Genomic DNA, 14,383 nt, shown 5'->3' on the forward strand with positions numbered 1-14,383 from the left:
CCATGCTCAACGGCATGTCGGTCGATGTGGAGGATTGGTTCCAGGTCGGTGCCTTCGAACGGGTGATCGACAAGGCGGATTGGGATGCGCTCGCGCCGCGCGTTGAGCGCAACACCGATGCGGTGCTCGCGCTGTTCGAGGATGCGGGCGTCAAGGCCACCTTCTTCACGCTCGGCTGGGTCGCGCATCGCTATCCGGCGCTCGTCCGCCGGATCGTGGATGCGGGCCATGAGATCGCCAGCCATGGCTGGGATCATGCGCGCGTCTTCACGATGGATGCGGCCGCCTTTCGCGCCGACCTTGCCAAGGCGCGCAGCGCGATCGAACAGGCGGGCGGCGCGGCCGTCACCGGCTATCGCGCGCCGAGCTTTTCGATCGATCCGCGCACGCCCTGGGCGCATGCGGTGCTAGCGGAGGCCGGCTATCGCTATTCGTCCAGCGTCGCTCCGGTGCGCCACGACCATTATGGATGGCGCGAGGCGCCCCGCTACGCCTTTCGACCACTGCCCGACTCCGCGCTGATCGAGGTGCCGGTGACCGTGGCGGAGTTCGCAGGGCGGCGGCTTGCGACCGGTGGCGGCTTTTTCCGCATGTTGCCCGCAGCGATCACGGATTATGCGGTCCGGCAGGTGAACGCCGAGGCGCAACCGGCGATGTTCTATTTCCATCCCTGGGAGATCGATCCCGGCCAGCCGCGCGTGGCGAATGCGCCGTTGAAATCGCGCATCCGCCATTATGCGCGGCTGCGCGCGATGGCGGGCAAGTTGCGCGGACTGATGGCGCGGCACGATTGGGGACGGGTGGACGCGGCCATCGGCGCCGCCGCGTGACTGAGTCGATCGGCGTTCGCGCGGCGGATCTGCGCCACGACGCCGACCGGATTGCTGCTTTCGTCACCGAAACGCCCGGCGCTACGCCGTTTCACCTGCCGGCGTGGAGCATGGCGGTCGAGGTGGGATGCGGCCAGCGCGCGCGCTATCTGGTCGCCGAACGGGGCAATGGTGCGATTGCCGGCGTGCTGCCGTTGACCGAAATGCGCTCGCCCCTGTTCGGGCGCGCGCTCGTGTCGACCGGTTTCGGCGTCGATGGCGGCATCTTGGGGGAGGGCGTTGCGCCATTGGCGGCGGCGGCCTGGACGCTGGCGCAGCGGATCGGCTGCCCCGGCGTCGAGCTTCGCGGCGGCGCGCTGCCTGAGGAATGGGATGTCGATGCCGACAGCTATCTCGGCTTCGCACGCGACCTTGCCGGCGATGACGCGGCCGAACTGCTCGCCATTCCCCGCAAGCAACGCGCCGAAGTGCGCCGCGCGCTGGGCATCGACCTGGAGGTCGTGACGGGCGAAACGCCGGCGCTGCTGCGCGAACATCACCGCATCTATGCCGAATCGGTCCGCAACCTGGGGACGCCGGTGTTTCCGGCCCGCTTGTTCCGCGAAGTCGCCGGACGACTCGATGCCGATGTGCTCACCGTCCGCCACGAAGGACGGCCGGTCGCGAGCGTGCTCAGCCTGTATTTCGACGGGACCGTTTATCCTTATTGGGGTGGTGGCGGTGCGGCGGCGCGAGCCCTGCGCGCCAACGACCGGATGTATTTCGCGCTGATGGCGCATGCGCGTGCCCGTGGGGCGACGCGGTTCGATTTCGGCCGATCGAAGACCGGAACCGGTGCGGCGGCGTTCAAGAAGAATTGGGGGTTTGCGCCCATGCCCCGCCATTACGCCACGCGAAGCGCGGGGCCGCGCCGCGAGGTGAACCCGCTCAACCCCAAATATGTGGCGATGGTCGCGGCGTGGAAGCGCCTGCCGTTGCCGATCGCCAACCGCCTCGGCCCCTGGATCGCGCGGGGGCTGGGGTGAGCGACATCCTCTTCCTCGCGCACCGTGTGCCGTTTCCGCCCGACCGCGGCGACAAGATCCGCAGCTATCACGTGCTCCGTCATCTGGCGGCGCGTGCGCGCGTGCATCTGGTGGCGTTCGCCGACGAATTGGCGGATCGCGACCCGCCGCCCGAGTTCCGCGCGATGCTGGCAAGCTGCACCATCCTGCCCCGCCGCAAGGCACGGGGCCGTGCGGCGATCGAAGCCCTGGTGAGCCGACGCCCGGCATCGCTCGCCGCCTTCGCCGACAAGGCCATGGCCGCCGCCGTGGCGGATGTGCTGGCGAACCACGACATCGCGCGGATCTATGCCTTTTCCGGGCAGATGGCGCAGTATCTCCCGATGGCGCGCATGCCCGTCGTCATGGACTTCGTCGATGTCGATTCCGCCAAGTTCGCCGGCTTCGCGGCCCGGGCGCGGGGCACGATGCGCTGGCTGATGGCACGCGAGGCGCGGCTGCTCGGTGCCTATGAACGCGCCGTCTCGCAGCGCGTAGCGGCCAGCCTGTTCGTCAGCGAGTCGGAGGCCGCGCTGTTCCGCTCGGGCGGCGCGATCGGAACGGTGAAGGTCGTCGAAAACGGGATCGACACCGCGCATTTCGATCCGGACGGTCGCTTCGATCGGATGGCGGAGGATCGCCCCTTGATCGTCTTCACCGGGCAGATGGATTATGCGCCGAATATCGAGGCGGTGACGGGCTTTGCGCGTGACGTGATGCCGCTGGTCCGCCGGCGCCACCCGCAGGCGCTGTTCGCGGTCGTCGGGCGAGCCCCGACGGCAGCGGTGCGCGCGCTGGCCGGCGAGGACGTGATCGTGACGGGCACCGTACCGGATACGCGCGGTTGGCTGGCCGCGGCCGATCTGTGCGTGGCGCCGCTGGCGCTCGCGCGTGGCATCCAGAACAAGGTGCTGGAGGCGATGGCGATGGCGCGTCCGGTGATCGCTTCCTCCGCCGCGGCGCAAGGCATCGATCATGCCGGTACGATCCGCATCGCCGATGATCCCGCGGATCTGGCCGATAGCGTCTGCGCCGTGCTCGACGGCCCCTGGGCCGCGGCGACCCTGGGGCAGGCGGCGCGGCATCAAGTGATCGCGCGCTACGCCTGGGATGCGCGGCTCGCGCCGCTCGATGCGCTGATGGGCTTCCCGTGACGCTGGCGCTGACCGCGTCGAAGGGGCGTTCGATCGGCGCATGGCCGGGCCATGGTGGCGCGCTCCTGTTGGTCGCCGCGTTGATCGTATCGCTGTTCTACCGCGATGCGCATGCGCTCGTCCGCATCTGGTGGACCAGCACGACGTTCGGCCACTGCCTCTTCATCGGCCCCGTCATCGCCTGGCTGGTGTGGCAGCGCCGGGCCCAACTCGCCCGCCTCACCCCCGCCGCATGGTGGCCGGGCCTCGCGCTCGTCGCGGTGGGCGGGGCGGGGTGGTTGATGGGAGAGGCGGCGACGGTGTCGTTCGCGCGCCAGTTGGGCCTGATCGTCATGCTGCAGGGCGCGGTGGTCACGCTGCTCGGGCCCCAGGTGGCGCGCGGGCTGCTCTTCCCGCTGGCCTATGCGCTGTTCCTCGTGCCGATGGGCGAGGGGCTGGAGACGCCGTTGCAGAACGTGACGGTGGCCATGGTGATGCCGATGCTGCGCGCGGTCGGCGTGCCCGCCAGCGTGGATGGCGTGCTGATCCATGCCGGACGCTATTATTTCGAAGTGGCCGAGGCCTGTTCGGGCGCCAAATTCGTCATCGCGATGATCGCGTTCGGCGTGCTGGTCGCGAATGTGTGTTTCGTCTCCTGGCGGCGGCGGGCGATGTTCCTGGCCGTCAGCCTGATCGTGCCCGTGCTGGCGAACGGCGTGCGGGCGTTCGCCACGATCTGGGCGGCGCAGCTCACCTCGCTGGAGGCGGCGACCGGGTTCGATCACATCGTTTACGGCTGGGTGTTCTTCGGGCTCGTGATGGCGGCGGTGCTGGGGATCGCTTGGCGGTGGTTCGATCGTGCGCCCGATGCGCCCGCCTTCGATCCGGTCGCGCTCGATCGGCCGGTCGGGCACCGCATCGATCTCGGCCTTGCCGCGCTGCTGGTGCTCGCCACCGCCGTGATCTTTCCCGCCTGGAGCGGTGCCGTCGCGGCCCGTGCGCAGGCGTTGCCCAACCATATCGATCTGCCCGACGTCCCGGGCTGGCATCGCGCGTTCCTCAGCACGCGCGCGCCCTGGGAGCCGTTCCATCCGGGGGCGGACCATCATCTCTTCGGCCGCTATGCCGACGATCGTGGCGATGCGGTAGACGTGGCGATCGCGGTCTATGGCGCGCAGGCACAAGGGCGCGAACTGGTCGGCTTCGGTACGGGCGTGCTGCGCGAGGAGGATCGCTGGGTGCGGATCGCGGACCTGCCGCCGATCGACGGCGGCTCGGTGATGCGGATCACCGCGCCGGGCCCGGGCCGGCAGGCGGTGGAGCGGATCGTCGCGACATGGTATCGCGTCGGCGATGTCACGACGCACGACGAGAGGCTGGTGAAGGTGGCGACGATGCGCGCGCGGCTGTTCGGTGGCCCGCAACGGGCCGTCGCGGTGCATCTGTCGGCCGAGGTGCTGCCCGGCCATGATCCGGTCGTCGCGATCCGGGCGTTTCGCGCGGCGCTCGGCCCGATCGACGCGCTGGCAGACCGTTCCGCGGGCATGCGCTGAGATGTGCGGCATCGCCGGGATCTTCCATCCCGGAATCCCCAAGCCGGTCGATCCGCAGCGCATCGGGCGGATGATCGACGCGCTGGCGCATCGCGGGCCCGATGGGGACGGGGTGTGGACCGCGCCGGGTGTGGGGCTGGGTCATCGGCGTCTGTCGATCATCGATCTGGCCGGCTCGCCCCAGCCGATGCGCGACGATGCGCTGACCGTCACCTATAATGGCGAGATCTACAATTTCGCCGAGCTGCGCGCCGAGCTCGAAGAGCGGGGCGCGCGTTTCCGGACGGCGGGCGATACCGAGGTGCTGCTGCACGGCTGGCGCGCCTGGGGGCCGGGGCTGCTCGACCGGCTGAACGGCATGTTCGCCTTCGCGATCCACGATGCCGATGCGCAGGCGCTGTTCCTCGCGCGCGACCGGCTGGGGGTGAAGCCGCTCCATTGGGTGGAACTGTCCGACGGCTCGGTCGCCTTCGCCTCCGAACTGAAGGGGCTGCTCGCCCACCCGTTGCTCCGCCGCACGCCCGATCTGCGCGCGGTCGAGGATTATCTGGCGTTCGGCTATGTCCCCGACGATGCCTGCCTCGTCGCGGGAGTGCACAAGCTGGCGGCCGGGCATTTCCTGCTGATCGCGCGCGGCAGACCGGTGCCCGCGCCCCGCCGATGGTGGGATCTGGATTTCTCGAACCGCGCACGCGGCTCGGCCGCGGCGCTGGGCGACGAACTCGTGGCGCGGATGCGCGACGGGGTGCGCTCGCGGATGGTCGCGGACGTGCCGCTCGGGGCGTTCCTGTCGGGCGGCGTGGACAGTTCGGCGGTGGTCGCGCTGATGGCGGAGGCATCGCGCGATGCGATCACCACCTGCACGATCGGTTTCGACGAAGCGGGGCATGACGAGCGTGCGCATGCCGACGCCGTCGCGGCGCGCTTTGCGACCGACCACCATGCGCGGGTGGTGCGGTCGGACGATGCCGGGCTGATCGACACGCTGGTCGCTGCGTTCGACGAACCCTTCGCCGATGCCTCGGCGCTTGCCACCTATCAAGTATGTGCGCTCGCGCGCGAGCGGGTTACGGTCGCGCTGTCGGGCGACGGCGCGGACGAGGCGCTGGCCGGGTATCGCCGCTACCGGTTCCAGGCTGCCGAAGAGCGGGTCCGTGCGCTGATGCCCGCCGGCCTGCGCCGCGATGCGTTCGGCGCACTGGGGCGCTGGTATCCCAAGGCGGATTGGGCGCCGCGCCCGTTGCGCGCGAAATCCACCTTGCTCGCGCTCGCGGCCGATGGCGACGCGGCCTATGCGCGAGCGGTGGGCGTGACCACGCCCGAATGGCGGGCGCGCCTGTTCTCGGCGGAGGCCCGTCGCGCGCTCGGCGGCTATCGTGCCGAGGACCGCTATGTGGCGACGATGCGGGCGGCGCCGGCGCGCGATGCGCTCGACCGTGCGCAATATGCCGACATCAAGCATTGGCTGCCGGGCGATATCCTCACCAAGGTCGACCGCACCAGCATGGCGGTCGGGCTGGAGGCGCGCGAGCCGCTGCTCGACCACCGGCTGATCGAATTCGCGGCCACGCTGCCGGTGTCGATGCGGCTGCGCCACGGCCAGGGCAAGTGGCTGATGAAGCGCGCGATGCGGCCCTATCTGCCGCGCGAGATCCTCTATCGGCCCAAGATGGGGTTCGTCACGCCGATCGGTGCCTGGTTCCGGGGGGCGCTCGCCGACGAAGCCGCGGCGCTGGCGCGATCGCGGACCTTGAACGACACGGGATGGTTCGACATGGCCGCCATCGGCGCGATGGCGGCCGAACATCGCAGCGGGCGCGGCGAGCATGGGCGGACGCTCTGGCAGTTCCTCATGCTGGAACGGAGCATGGCGCGGCTGTTCGGTTGAGCGGCGCTCAGCCCACCGCCTCGATCACCGCCGCGCGCAGTTCGGGGATGCCATAGCCGGTTTCGCTCGAGGTCTGCAGGATGTCCGGATGCGCGGCGGGACGCTTGCGCACCTCGTCCGCCATCGCCGCCAGCGTGACGGACAATTCGGTCGGCTTCACCTTGTCGGTCTTGGTCAGGACCATGCGATAGCTGACTGCGGCCTTGTCGAGCATCTCCATGATCTCGCGATCGACGTCCTTGAGCCCGTGACGCGAATCGACCAGCACCAGCGTGCGCTTCAGCACGTCGCGACCGCGCAGGAAGTCGTTCACGAGGAACCGCCACTTCTTGACCATGTCCTTGGGCGCCTTGGCAAAGCCATAGCCCGGCATGTCGACCAAGCGAAACGCGAGCGGATCGCCCACGTCGAAGAAGTTCAATTCCTGCGTGCGCCCCGGCGTGTTGGACGTGCGCGCGAGCGCGTTGCGGCCGGCCAGCGCGTTCAGCAGCGACGATTTGCCGACATTGGAACGCCCCGCGAACGCCACCTCGGGTACGTCGGGCGCGGGGATATATTCCAGCGTCGGCGCCGATTTCAGAAACGCGATCGGCCCCGCGAAGAGCTTGCGCGCCGTCTCGATCTGCTCGGGTTCGAAGCTCATTTCGCCACCGGCGTCTTCAGCTGCGGATGACGTGCATAGAGCAGCTTCTGTTGCAGGATCGAGATGCAGTTGGTGGTGATCCAATAGACCTGCAGCCCGACCGCGAACGGCGCCATCACGAACATCAGCACCCAGGGCATGAACGCGAAGACCTGCTTTTGCGTATCGTCCATCGGCGTCGGGTTCAGGCGGAACTGGAAGAACATCGAGATGCCGAGCAGGATCGGCACGACACCGATTGCGATCATGTGCGGCGGCGTGAAGGGCAGGAGGCCGAACAGGTTCACCGGCGTCAGCGGATCGGGCGACGACAGATCCTTGATCCACAGGACGAAGGGCTGGTGCCGCATCTCGATCGTGATCATCAGCACTTTGTAGAGCGCGTAGAAGATCGGCACCTGGATCAGCGTCGGCAGGCAGCCGGCGAGCGGATTGACCTTCTCCTGCTTGTAGAGCGCCATGATCTCCTGCTGCTGGCGCGGCTTGTCGTCCTTGTAGCGTTCCTGGAGCGCCTTCATCTTCGGCTGGATGGCGCGCATCGCCGCCATCGAGGCGAACTGGCGCTGCGCGATCGGGAACATCACCGCGCGGATCGTCAGCGTCAGCAGGATGATGGCGAGGCCGAAATTGCCGACGATGTGGAACAGCCAGTCGAGATAGGTGAAGATCGGCTTTTCGACGATTTCGAAGTAACCCCAGTCGATCGCCTTGTCGAATTTCGGGATACCCGCGGCTTCGTAGCGCTGGAGCGTCTTCACTTCCTTGGCGCCCGCGAAGAAGCGCGTCGTCTGGGTGACGGCTTTGCCCGGCGCGAGCAGCTTGGGGCTGAGCGTGTAATCGCCCTGATAGGTGGTGTTCGCACCGGCGCGGAACTGGCCGTCGAACGTCGCGCCCTGATCGGGCACCAGCGCGGTCAGCCAATATTTGTCCGCAAAGCCGAGCCAGCCGCCCTGCGTCGAGAAATGCTGCGGCGCGCTGTCGAGATCCTTGAACTTGTACCCGTAATCCGCGCTGCCCTCGTGCACCGAGGTGGGGCCGGTATGATTCTGCCAGGTGGAGGCATCCTTCGAGACGCCCGACCGGTTGACGAAGCCGTACGGCGCAACCGGCACGGGTGCGGCGCCGGCGTTCAGCACCGTTTGCTGCACCGTGAACATATAGTCGGAATCGACCGACAGCGTGATGCGGAAGCGCTGGCCGGTGGCGTTCGCCGCGTCGAGCGTCACGGGATGGCCGGGCGACAGCAGCGTTCCGGTCGCCTTCCACACCGTGTCGGCGGACGGCGGCTTCAGCCCCTCGTCACGCCAGCCGAATCCGGCGAAATAGGCTTCGGGCGCGCCGGCCGGGGAAAGGAGGCGGATCGGCGCGGAGTTCTTCGCGATCGTTTCCTTGTAATCCACCAGAACGAGATCGTCGATCCGCGCGCCCTTCAGGTTGAGCGAGCCCCGGATCTTGGGCGTCTCGATCCGGACGCGGGGCGTCTCGCCCAGCACGACCGCGCGGTCGCGCATCGCGGCGGGGCCGTCGGCGGTGGGATCGGCGTTCGGGTTGGCGACGATCTTCGTCTTGCCGTCCGCGATCTTGGTCACGGGCGGATTGGCGGTCGGGAAGAATTTGCCCTGGATCAGCGGCCAGCCGAACAGGATCAGCGCCGCGATCACCGCGAACACCACGAAGTTCTGACGATCGTCTTTCACGGCTAGGCCCCAATCTTCATGGAACGGGATCGGGTCCGTACCCGCCCCATGGATGACAGCGCGCGATGCGCTTTGCCGCCAGCCAGCTCCCTCTGGCCGCGCCATAGCGGCGAAGCGCGGTGATTGCATAGGCCGAACAGGAGGGCTGGAACCGGCATGAGGATGGCAGGATCAACGACGGCCCGAGCTGCCAACCCCGCGCGAGGAGGATCAGCAGGCGCGCGATCACCGGCGCACCTTGCCGAGCGCCTTGGCCAGTTCCCGCCGCAGGTCGCCATAATCGCGCTCGATCCCGCCGTTGCGGCCGATCAGAACGTGATCCGCGCCCGCGATGCCGTTTTCCGGCAGCAGCTCGCGCGCCAGCGATCGCAGCCGCCGCTTCATGCGGTTGCGCACCACGGCGTTGCCGACTTTCTTGGTGACGGTGAAGCCGACGCGCATCGTGTCGTCACCGTCCTTGCGCGCGCGCACCAGCAGGACGAATCCCGGCATCGGCGCCCGCTTTCCCCCGTTGGCCGCCAGGAAATCCCGGCGGCGCGTGAGGATGTTCAGGCCGACAGCTTCTTGCGGCCGCGGTTGCGGCGGGCGCGAATCACGCTCCGTCCGCCGACCGTCGCCATCCGTGCGCGAAAGCCGTGACGGCGGGTGCGCACCAGGTTGCTCGGCTGAAAGGTCCGCTTCATCGTTCATGTCCTGATCGTACGAATGAAAAGGGCCGCCACGCGGGACGGCCTTTGTTGGCGGCAGCGCATAGGCAAGACGGGGCGCCAAGTCAATTCGCTCCGGGCGGTCCGATGTCGCGGGTGCGGGCATGCCGCCGCCGCGCACTCGGCCGGCGCATGGCGCGATCGACCAGGTTCCCCGTCCGCGGCCAGCGCCGCTTCAGCCGGGCCCAGCGCACCTTGGCGCGGTAGGAGTTGCGCAGGATCAGGATCAGTCCGCCCGCGAACAGGAATATCCCGCCCGGCCCGGGCAGCGGCCCCACCACCCCTGCGCCCACGATCAGGACGCCGCCGAGGACGAGCTGGGCGATCCGCATCGCGGGGTGACGGGGTGGGCGCATCGCCGCCATGTGGCTCCGGTGTGTTGCGGCGGCAAGACGGCGCCGGTGGCGCGCCCTGCAAAACCGCTTATGAACGGCGGCTGACGATGGGCATTCGGGGGTGTGCGCGTGGCGACGATCGTATCGACGGTGGCGTATCTGGGGCTGGAGGCGCGCGCCGTCGAGGTGCAGGTGCAGCTCATCCCGGGGCTTCCCGCCTTCAACGTCGTCGGTCTGGGCGACAAGGCGGTGGGGGAAAGCCGCGAGCGGGTGCGTGGCGCGATCGCCGCGATGGGCCTCGCGCTGCCGCCCAAGCGGATCGCGGTAAACCTTTCGCCCGCCGATCTGCCCAAGGAGGGATCGCATTTCGACCTGCCGATCGCGCTCGCGCTGCTCGGCGCGATGGGCATCGTCGATGTCGAGACGCTGGCGGACTATGTCGTGGTGGGCGAACTGGGGCTCGACGCACGGATCGCACCGTCGCCGGGCGTGCTGCTCGCCGCGCTCCACGCATCGGCAGAAGGGAAGGGGCTGGTCTGCCCTGCGGCGCAGGGATCGGAAGCGGCCTGGGCCGGATCGATCGAGGTGGTCGCCGCGCCCGATCTCCTCGGCCTCATCAACCATTTCAAGGGTCACGGGCTGCTTCGCCCACCGGAACCGGGCGAAGCGGACGATGTCGTGCACGGGCCGGACCTGCGCCAGGTGAAGGGGCAGGAGACCGCCAAGCGGGCGCTCGAGATCGCAGCGGCCGGCGGCCACAACCTGTTGATGTGCGGGCCGCCGGGCGCGGGAAAGTCGCTGATGGCGGCGTGTCTGCCGGGAATATTGCCGCCGCTCGATGCGGCCGAGGCGCTGGAGGTGTCGATGGTGCAGTCGGTGGCGGGGACGCTCGCGAACGGACGCCTGACCCGCAATCGCCCGTTTCGCAGCCCGCATCATTCGGCCTCCATGGCGGCGCTGACGGGCGGCGGTGTGGACGCCCCACCTTACTCTGCATCAGCCCACCTTACTCTGCATCAGTCTACCTTACTTTGCAGCAGGGGCCCTTCCTTGCAGCGTGGGGACGGCTGTGAACATCCATGTTCTCGCCGCGCCCGCCGAAGAACGATTGCACTCGATGGACCTCCGTTGCACCGAGATATTTTAAGATGGCCAGTTGCGTTGCTCATGACGATGCTTTGTTAGTATCGATGGAACGAAAGCGGGGAACAGTCTCTGGCGGCCCTGATGATCCTGCGCGCCCTTGGCCGATGAGAGTTGATCCGGCCGAAGGAGAGGCGCTCTCGTCATGGTTAAGCCGCATCGCTTTGTTATACAAAGTCGCCTACCCAGATCTGTTAGAACGATATCTTGGCGTTAGTAAAAATGACGGTGATATCAATCTTACAGAAGACCTAAACCTCATCAATCGGATCGCCCAGTTGTCCCGGGTCCCATTCGATAAAGTCAGAGCGATGACTTTCCGAGGGATGGTGCCGTTATCCTTTGGAAAGGGACTTGGCAGTTTCGCTGATTACGTTTTAGAGCAGACGGTGTTGCTTAGAAGCTGGGGGCGTTGGGAAGGGATAGACGGCCAAACTTCCGACTGGCAGCCGTGGATATCTCATGGTCTGGTGCGTGCATGTCGGAAATGCGCCGCTTCAGATCAGGTCATCTTTGCGAGGTTGGAATGGTTACTGCCGATCATGCTGTCGTGTCCTAAACACGGATGCTATCTGGACGAGTGTTTTATCACCCCCGGCCGCTTCATCTCCTGGAAGGTGGCTCTACCGGGCAAGCCTAGTGCAGCAACACGGTTGCTCTACAAAACTACGTATCAAGCCATCGTTAGTGGCGTCACAACCGACTATACAGGGGCAAAGCCAGCGGCACTTTGGTTTAGAAAATTACGAACAGTCATCGAGGAGCTTGCTGCTCCAGCCTATGTTCATGGGGACGACCGAAAGATCATAAAGGCGCTTTGGTCTAATATCGGCGAGGACGCTCCATACGCAGTCCGCAAAACCTTTGAAAATATGAAATGGCAGGACCAGCTTAAAATATTACAAGTTGCAGCTTTCTCCATGAAGTACATGGGCGAAATGCTAATTTACCAGAAGAAGACTCTGCGTAAACAAGAGGCGGTCCGACGCGCTAAAGATATCAATATATATTTGGCTGGCGCAACGTCGTCGTATAGCTGGCAAAAGAATCTAGGCTACGGAGGCTATAAACGGGCAGTAGTCGATCCGATCTACGCCTCGTTATTACGATCAACCCTTTACTGGTATGATGATGTAAGTATCGAGCGTGCTTGCAAAGTGGAAGAATATCTAACGGCAAGGGGTGTGACGAGATATGCTATCCGGGAGATCAGGCTTGTTGAGCAGAAAGGCAATCATGAATCCTCCATCATCTACTTCGGCCTGCCAGAAGATGGCTCTTGGAGCGATGTGAGGAGCGGAATCGCTAACAATCGCATCCTGCGAGGGATGGACTAACTTCAAAACCGTCCGCAAGTGCAAATCGCCTCCGTCCTTTAAGGTATACCCTTCATGGATGGATCGATGCGACACAAAATCGCGTCTCAAAACGGTCGCAAAATGAATTGTGGAGCATATCGCGCGGATGGTCTAGAGCGTTCTGCGACACTTCACGCGGCCAGGATCGATCATGGGCGAACTTTACGGATATGCGAGGGTTTCGACCGCCGGCCAGGACCTCACATTGCAGCGTTCTGCCTTGAAGGCCGCTGGTTGCGCGGTGATCCGGGAAGAAAAAGCGAGTGGGACTTCGCGGCAAGGGCGGCAAGAACTAGGCATCCTGTTAGAATTCCTGCGACCAGGGGATACGCTCGTGGTCACCCGCATCGACCGGCTGGCCCGGTCGATGCGGGATCTCCAAGACATCGTTCACTCGTTGAAGGATCGAGGGGTCTCGCTCCGCGCGACAGAGCAGCCGATCGATACATCGTCCGCTGCGGGGAAGGCGTTCTTGGACATGCTTGGCGTGTTCGCGGAGTTCGAGACTAACTTGCGACGCGAAAGACAGATGGAGGGGATCGCCGATGCCAAGGCGAGGGGGGTGTACGCCGGCAAAGGCCGTAAGCCGACCGTGGACGGCACGGAGGTTCGTAGGCTGAGGGCCGACGGCGAAAAGCCGTCGGCTATAGCACGCCAGCTCAATATTTCCCGAGCCTCGGTCTATCGGCACCTTGAAGGTCTTGCACAAGGCGCAAGCGCATGAAGTATAGCTTTGCCGACTTGTTTGCTGGTTGCGGCGGCCTCTCGTTGGGCTTGTCGCAGGCTGGACTTCAAGGGAAGTTCGCGATCGAGCGCGATCCAATGGCGTTCGAGACGTTTGCTACCAATTTTATCGACCGTCGTACGCCGGGTATATCTTTCGACTGGCCAGCATGGCTCGAGCCGGAGGCATGGGACATCGAGCATCTGCTCGCCCAGCATAAGACTGACCTAATCGGATTACGCGGAACAATTGACGTTCTAGCCGGTGGACCACCATGCCAGGGGTTTAGTTTTGCGGGTCGGCGCGTCGAGGGTGATCCGCGTAACCTGCTCTTTGAAAAGTACGTAAACGTCGTCGAAGCCCTCCAGCCGCAGGCCCTCATCCTGGAGAACGTCCCCGGCATGCGAGTGGCCCATGCGCGCAGGAACGTCATTACGCTCCCGATCGCGGGCGAGCAGGCTGAGAAGCCCAAGTCCTTCTATGACAAGCTCATCGATAGCCTCGACGTAGCTGGTTATAAGATGGAGGCCATGCTGGTCGACTCTTCGCGGTTCGGAGTACCACAGCGCCGCTCCCGTCTTATCGCCGTAGGCATCCGGAAGGACCTGTGCGAGTGGCTCGATGGCGGGATTGCCCGCATGTTCGTGCTGCTAGAAGAGGCTCGTGTAAATCAGCTCCGCGAGTTGGGCCTTCCCGAGGTCGTCAGTGCATCCAGCGCATTGTCGGATCTCGAAACCAATGGCCGGGAGATGATCGATTGCGTTGACCCGGAATCCTCTAGGGGCTTCCGCGAGATCAAGTACGGCGCACCGACGACGCCCTACCAACGGCTCATGCAGGCTGGGCTCGAGGGCGGCATGAATAGCATGCGACTAGCCCGGCATCGTGACGATGTCCGGGAGCGGTTCGGTCGCATCCTTGCAGAATGTCGCAAGGGCGTCCGCATGAATGACGAAAGTCGCAAGACGTACGGACTAAAAAAGCACCGCATCTATCCGATGGCTAGCGGGGAGCCCGCACCCACGGTCACGACCTTGCCGGACGACATCCTCCACTATTCCGAGCCGCGCATCCTGACCGTACGCGAAACCGCTCGATTGCAGTCTTTTCCAGATTGGTTCGAGTTCAAGGGAAAGTTCACGACAGGGGGTGACCGCCGGACCAAGGAGTGCCCGCGGTACACGCAGGTTGGAAATGCGGTCCCGCCGTATCTGGCCAGGGCGATTGGCGTTGCGGTGCGCACCCTTCTGGAGGAAGTCGCACTTACGAAGTCTGTGTTCGGCGACGATGCAGGGGATTTACCGGTCGCAGCGACGGCCTAGGGGGGAT

Annotated in this window: 14 protein-coding genes and 1 pseudogene; 9 read left to right on the forward strand and 6 right to left on the reverse strand. The window is 65.6% G+C overall.

Features of this window, described 5'->3' with window-relative positions:
* The first annotated feature begins 2 nt into the window (after window positions 1-2).
* Genes L8H00_RS08625 through L8H00_RS08645 form a run of 5 tightly spaced genes read left to right on the forward strand, consistent with a single transcriptional unit; the run spans window position 3 to window position 6,447 of the window.
* Window positions 3-830: an XrtA system polysaccharide deacetylase gene (locus L8H00_RS08625; protein ID WP_242096888.1), complete on the forward strand. Its 828-nt coding sequence runs from the start codon at window positions 3-5 to the stop codon at window positions 828-830.
* Window positions 827-1,855, forward strand: coding sequence for a FemAB family XrtA/PEP-CTERM system-associated protein (locus tag L8H00_RS08630; RefSeq protein ID WP_242096889.1), 1,029 nt, complete (start codon window positions 827-829; stop codon window positions 1,853-1,855). Before L8H00_RS08625 ends, L8H00_RS08630 begins: the two co-directional genes overlap by 4 nt.
* Window positions 1,852-3,027 (forward strand): TIGR03087 family PEP-CTERM/XrtA system glycosyltransferase, encoded by a 1,176-nt coding sequence (locus L8H00_RS08635; RefSeq protein ID WP_242096890.1) that lies wholly within the window; start codon window positions 1,852-1,854, stop codon window positions 3,025-3,027. Before L8H00_RS08630 ends, L8H00_RS08635 begins: the two co-directional genes overlap by 4 nt.
* Window positions 3,028-3,029: 2 nt before the next feature.
* Window positions 3,030-4,559 (forward strand): exosortase A, encoded by a 1,530-nt coding sequence (xrtA, locus tag L8H00_RS08640; protein ID WP_242097062.1) that lies wholly within the window; start codon window positions 3,030-3,032, stop codon window positions 4,557-4,559.
* Window position 4,560: 1 nt separating this feature from the next.
* On the forward strand, window positions 4,561-6,447 hold the full coding sequence (locus L8H00_RS08645; protein WP_242096891.1) for an XrtA/PEP-CTERM system amidotransferase: 1,887 nt from the start codon (window positions 4,561-4,563) through the stop codon (window positions 6,445-6,447).
* 7 nt (window positions 6,448-6,454) lie between these two features.
* Here L8H00_RS08645 and yihA read toward each other — a convergent pair whose 3' ends face one another.
* The 6 genes from yihA to L8H00_RS08675 all read right to left on the reverse strand — a co-directional run bounded on the left by yihA (window position 6,455) and on the right by L8H00_RS08675 (window position 9,859).
* The gene (yihA, locus tag L8H00_RS08650; protein ID WP_242096892.1) at window positions 6,455-7,090 is read right to left on the reverse strand and encodes a ribosome biogenesis GTP-binding protein YihA/YsxC; all 636 of its coding nucleotides are present in this window, start codon (window positions 7,088-7,090) and stop codon (window positions 6,455-6,457) included.
* The gene (yidC, locus tag L8H00_RS08655) at window positions 7,087-8,787 is read right to left on the reverse strand and encodes a membrane protein insertase YidC (RefSeq protein WP_242096893.1); all 1,701 of its coding nucleotides are present in this window, start codon (window positions 8,785-8,787) and stop codon (window positions 7,087-7,089) included. The genes yihA and yidC overlap by 4 nt, the downstream gene beginning before the upstream one ends.
* Before the next feature lie 16 nt (window positions 8,788-8,803).
* Window positions 8,804-9,016, reverse strand: a complete 213-nt coding sequence (yidD, locus tag L8H00_RS08660; protein ID WP_242096894.1) for a membrane protein insertion efficiency factor YidD — start codon at window positions 9,014-9,016, stop codon at window positions 8,804-8,806.
* Window positions 9,013-9,279 (reverse strand): ribonuclease P protein component, encoded by a 267-nt coding sequence (gene rnpA, locus L8H00_RS08665; RefSeq protein WP_242096895.1) that lies wholly within the window; start codon window positions 9,277-9,279, stop codon window positions 9,013-9,015. The genes yidD and rnpA overlap by 4 nt, the downstream gene beginning before the upstream one ends.
* A gap of 56 nt (window positions 9,280-9,335) precedes the next feature.
* Window positions 9,336-9,470, reverse strand: coding sequence for a 50S ribosomal protein L34 (rpmH, locus tag L8H00_RS08670; RefSeq protein WP_242096896.1), 135 nt, complete (start codon window positions 9,468-9,470; stop codon window positions 9,336-9,338).
* Between the two features lie 89 nt (window positions 9,471-9,559).
* A complete protein-coding gene (locus tag L8H00_RS08675) occupies window positions 9,560-9,859 on the reverse strand; it encodes a hypothetical protein (RefSeq protein WP_242096897.1) in 300 nt (99 codons plus the stop codon).
* Window positions 9,860-9,958: 99 nt separating this feature from the next.
* Here L8H00_RS08675 and L8H00_RS08680 point away from each other — a divergent pair.
* From L8H00_RS08680 to L8H00_RS08695, 4 genes and pseudogenes are all read left to right on the forward strand, one after another.
* Window positions 9,959-10,837: pseudogene (locus L8H00_RS08680) on the forward strand (ATP-binding protein); the annotation flags it as partial.
* 140 nt (window positions 10,838-10,977) lie between these two features.
* Window positions 10,978-12,309, forward strand: coding sequence for a TniQ family protein (locus tag L8H00_RS08685; protein ID WP_242096898.1), 1,332 nt, complete (start codon window positions 10,978-10,980; stop codon window positions 12,307-12,309).
* Window positions 12,310-12,481: 172 nt separating this feature from the next.
* Window positions 12,482-13,054, forward strand: a complete 573-nt coding sequence (locus tag L8H00_RS08690) for a recombinase family protein (protein ID WP_242096899.1) — start codon at window positions 12,482-12,484, stop codon at window positions 13,052-13,054.
* The gene (locus tag L8H00_RS08695) at window positions 13,051-14,376 is read left to right on the forward strand and encodes a DNA cytosine methyltransferase (RefSeq protein ID WP_242096900.1); all 1,326 of its coding nucleotides are present in this window, start codon (window positions 13,051-13,053) and stop codon (window positions 14,374-14,376) included. Before L8H00_RS08690 ends, L8H00_RS08695 begins: the two co-directional genes overlap by 4 nt.
* The last annotated feature ends 7 nt before the right edge of the window (window positions 14,377-14,383 follow it).

The sequence above is a fragment of the Sphingomonas sp. CROZ-RG-20F-R02-07 genome (assembly GCF_022662335.1).
Classification (GTDB): Bacteria; Pseudomonadota; Alphaproteobacteria; order Sphingomonadales; family Sphingomonadaceae; genus Sphingomonas.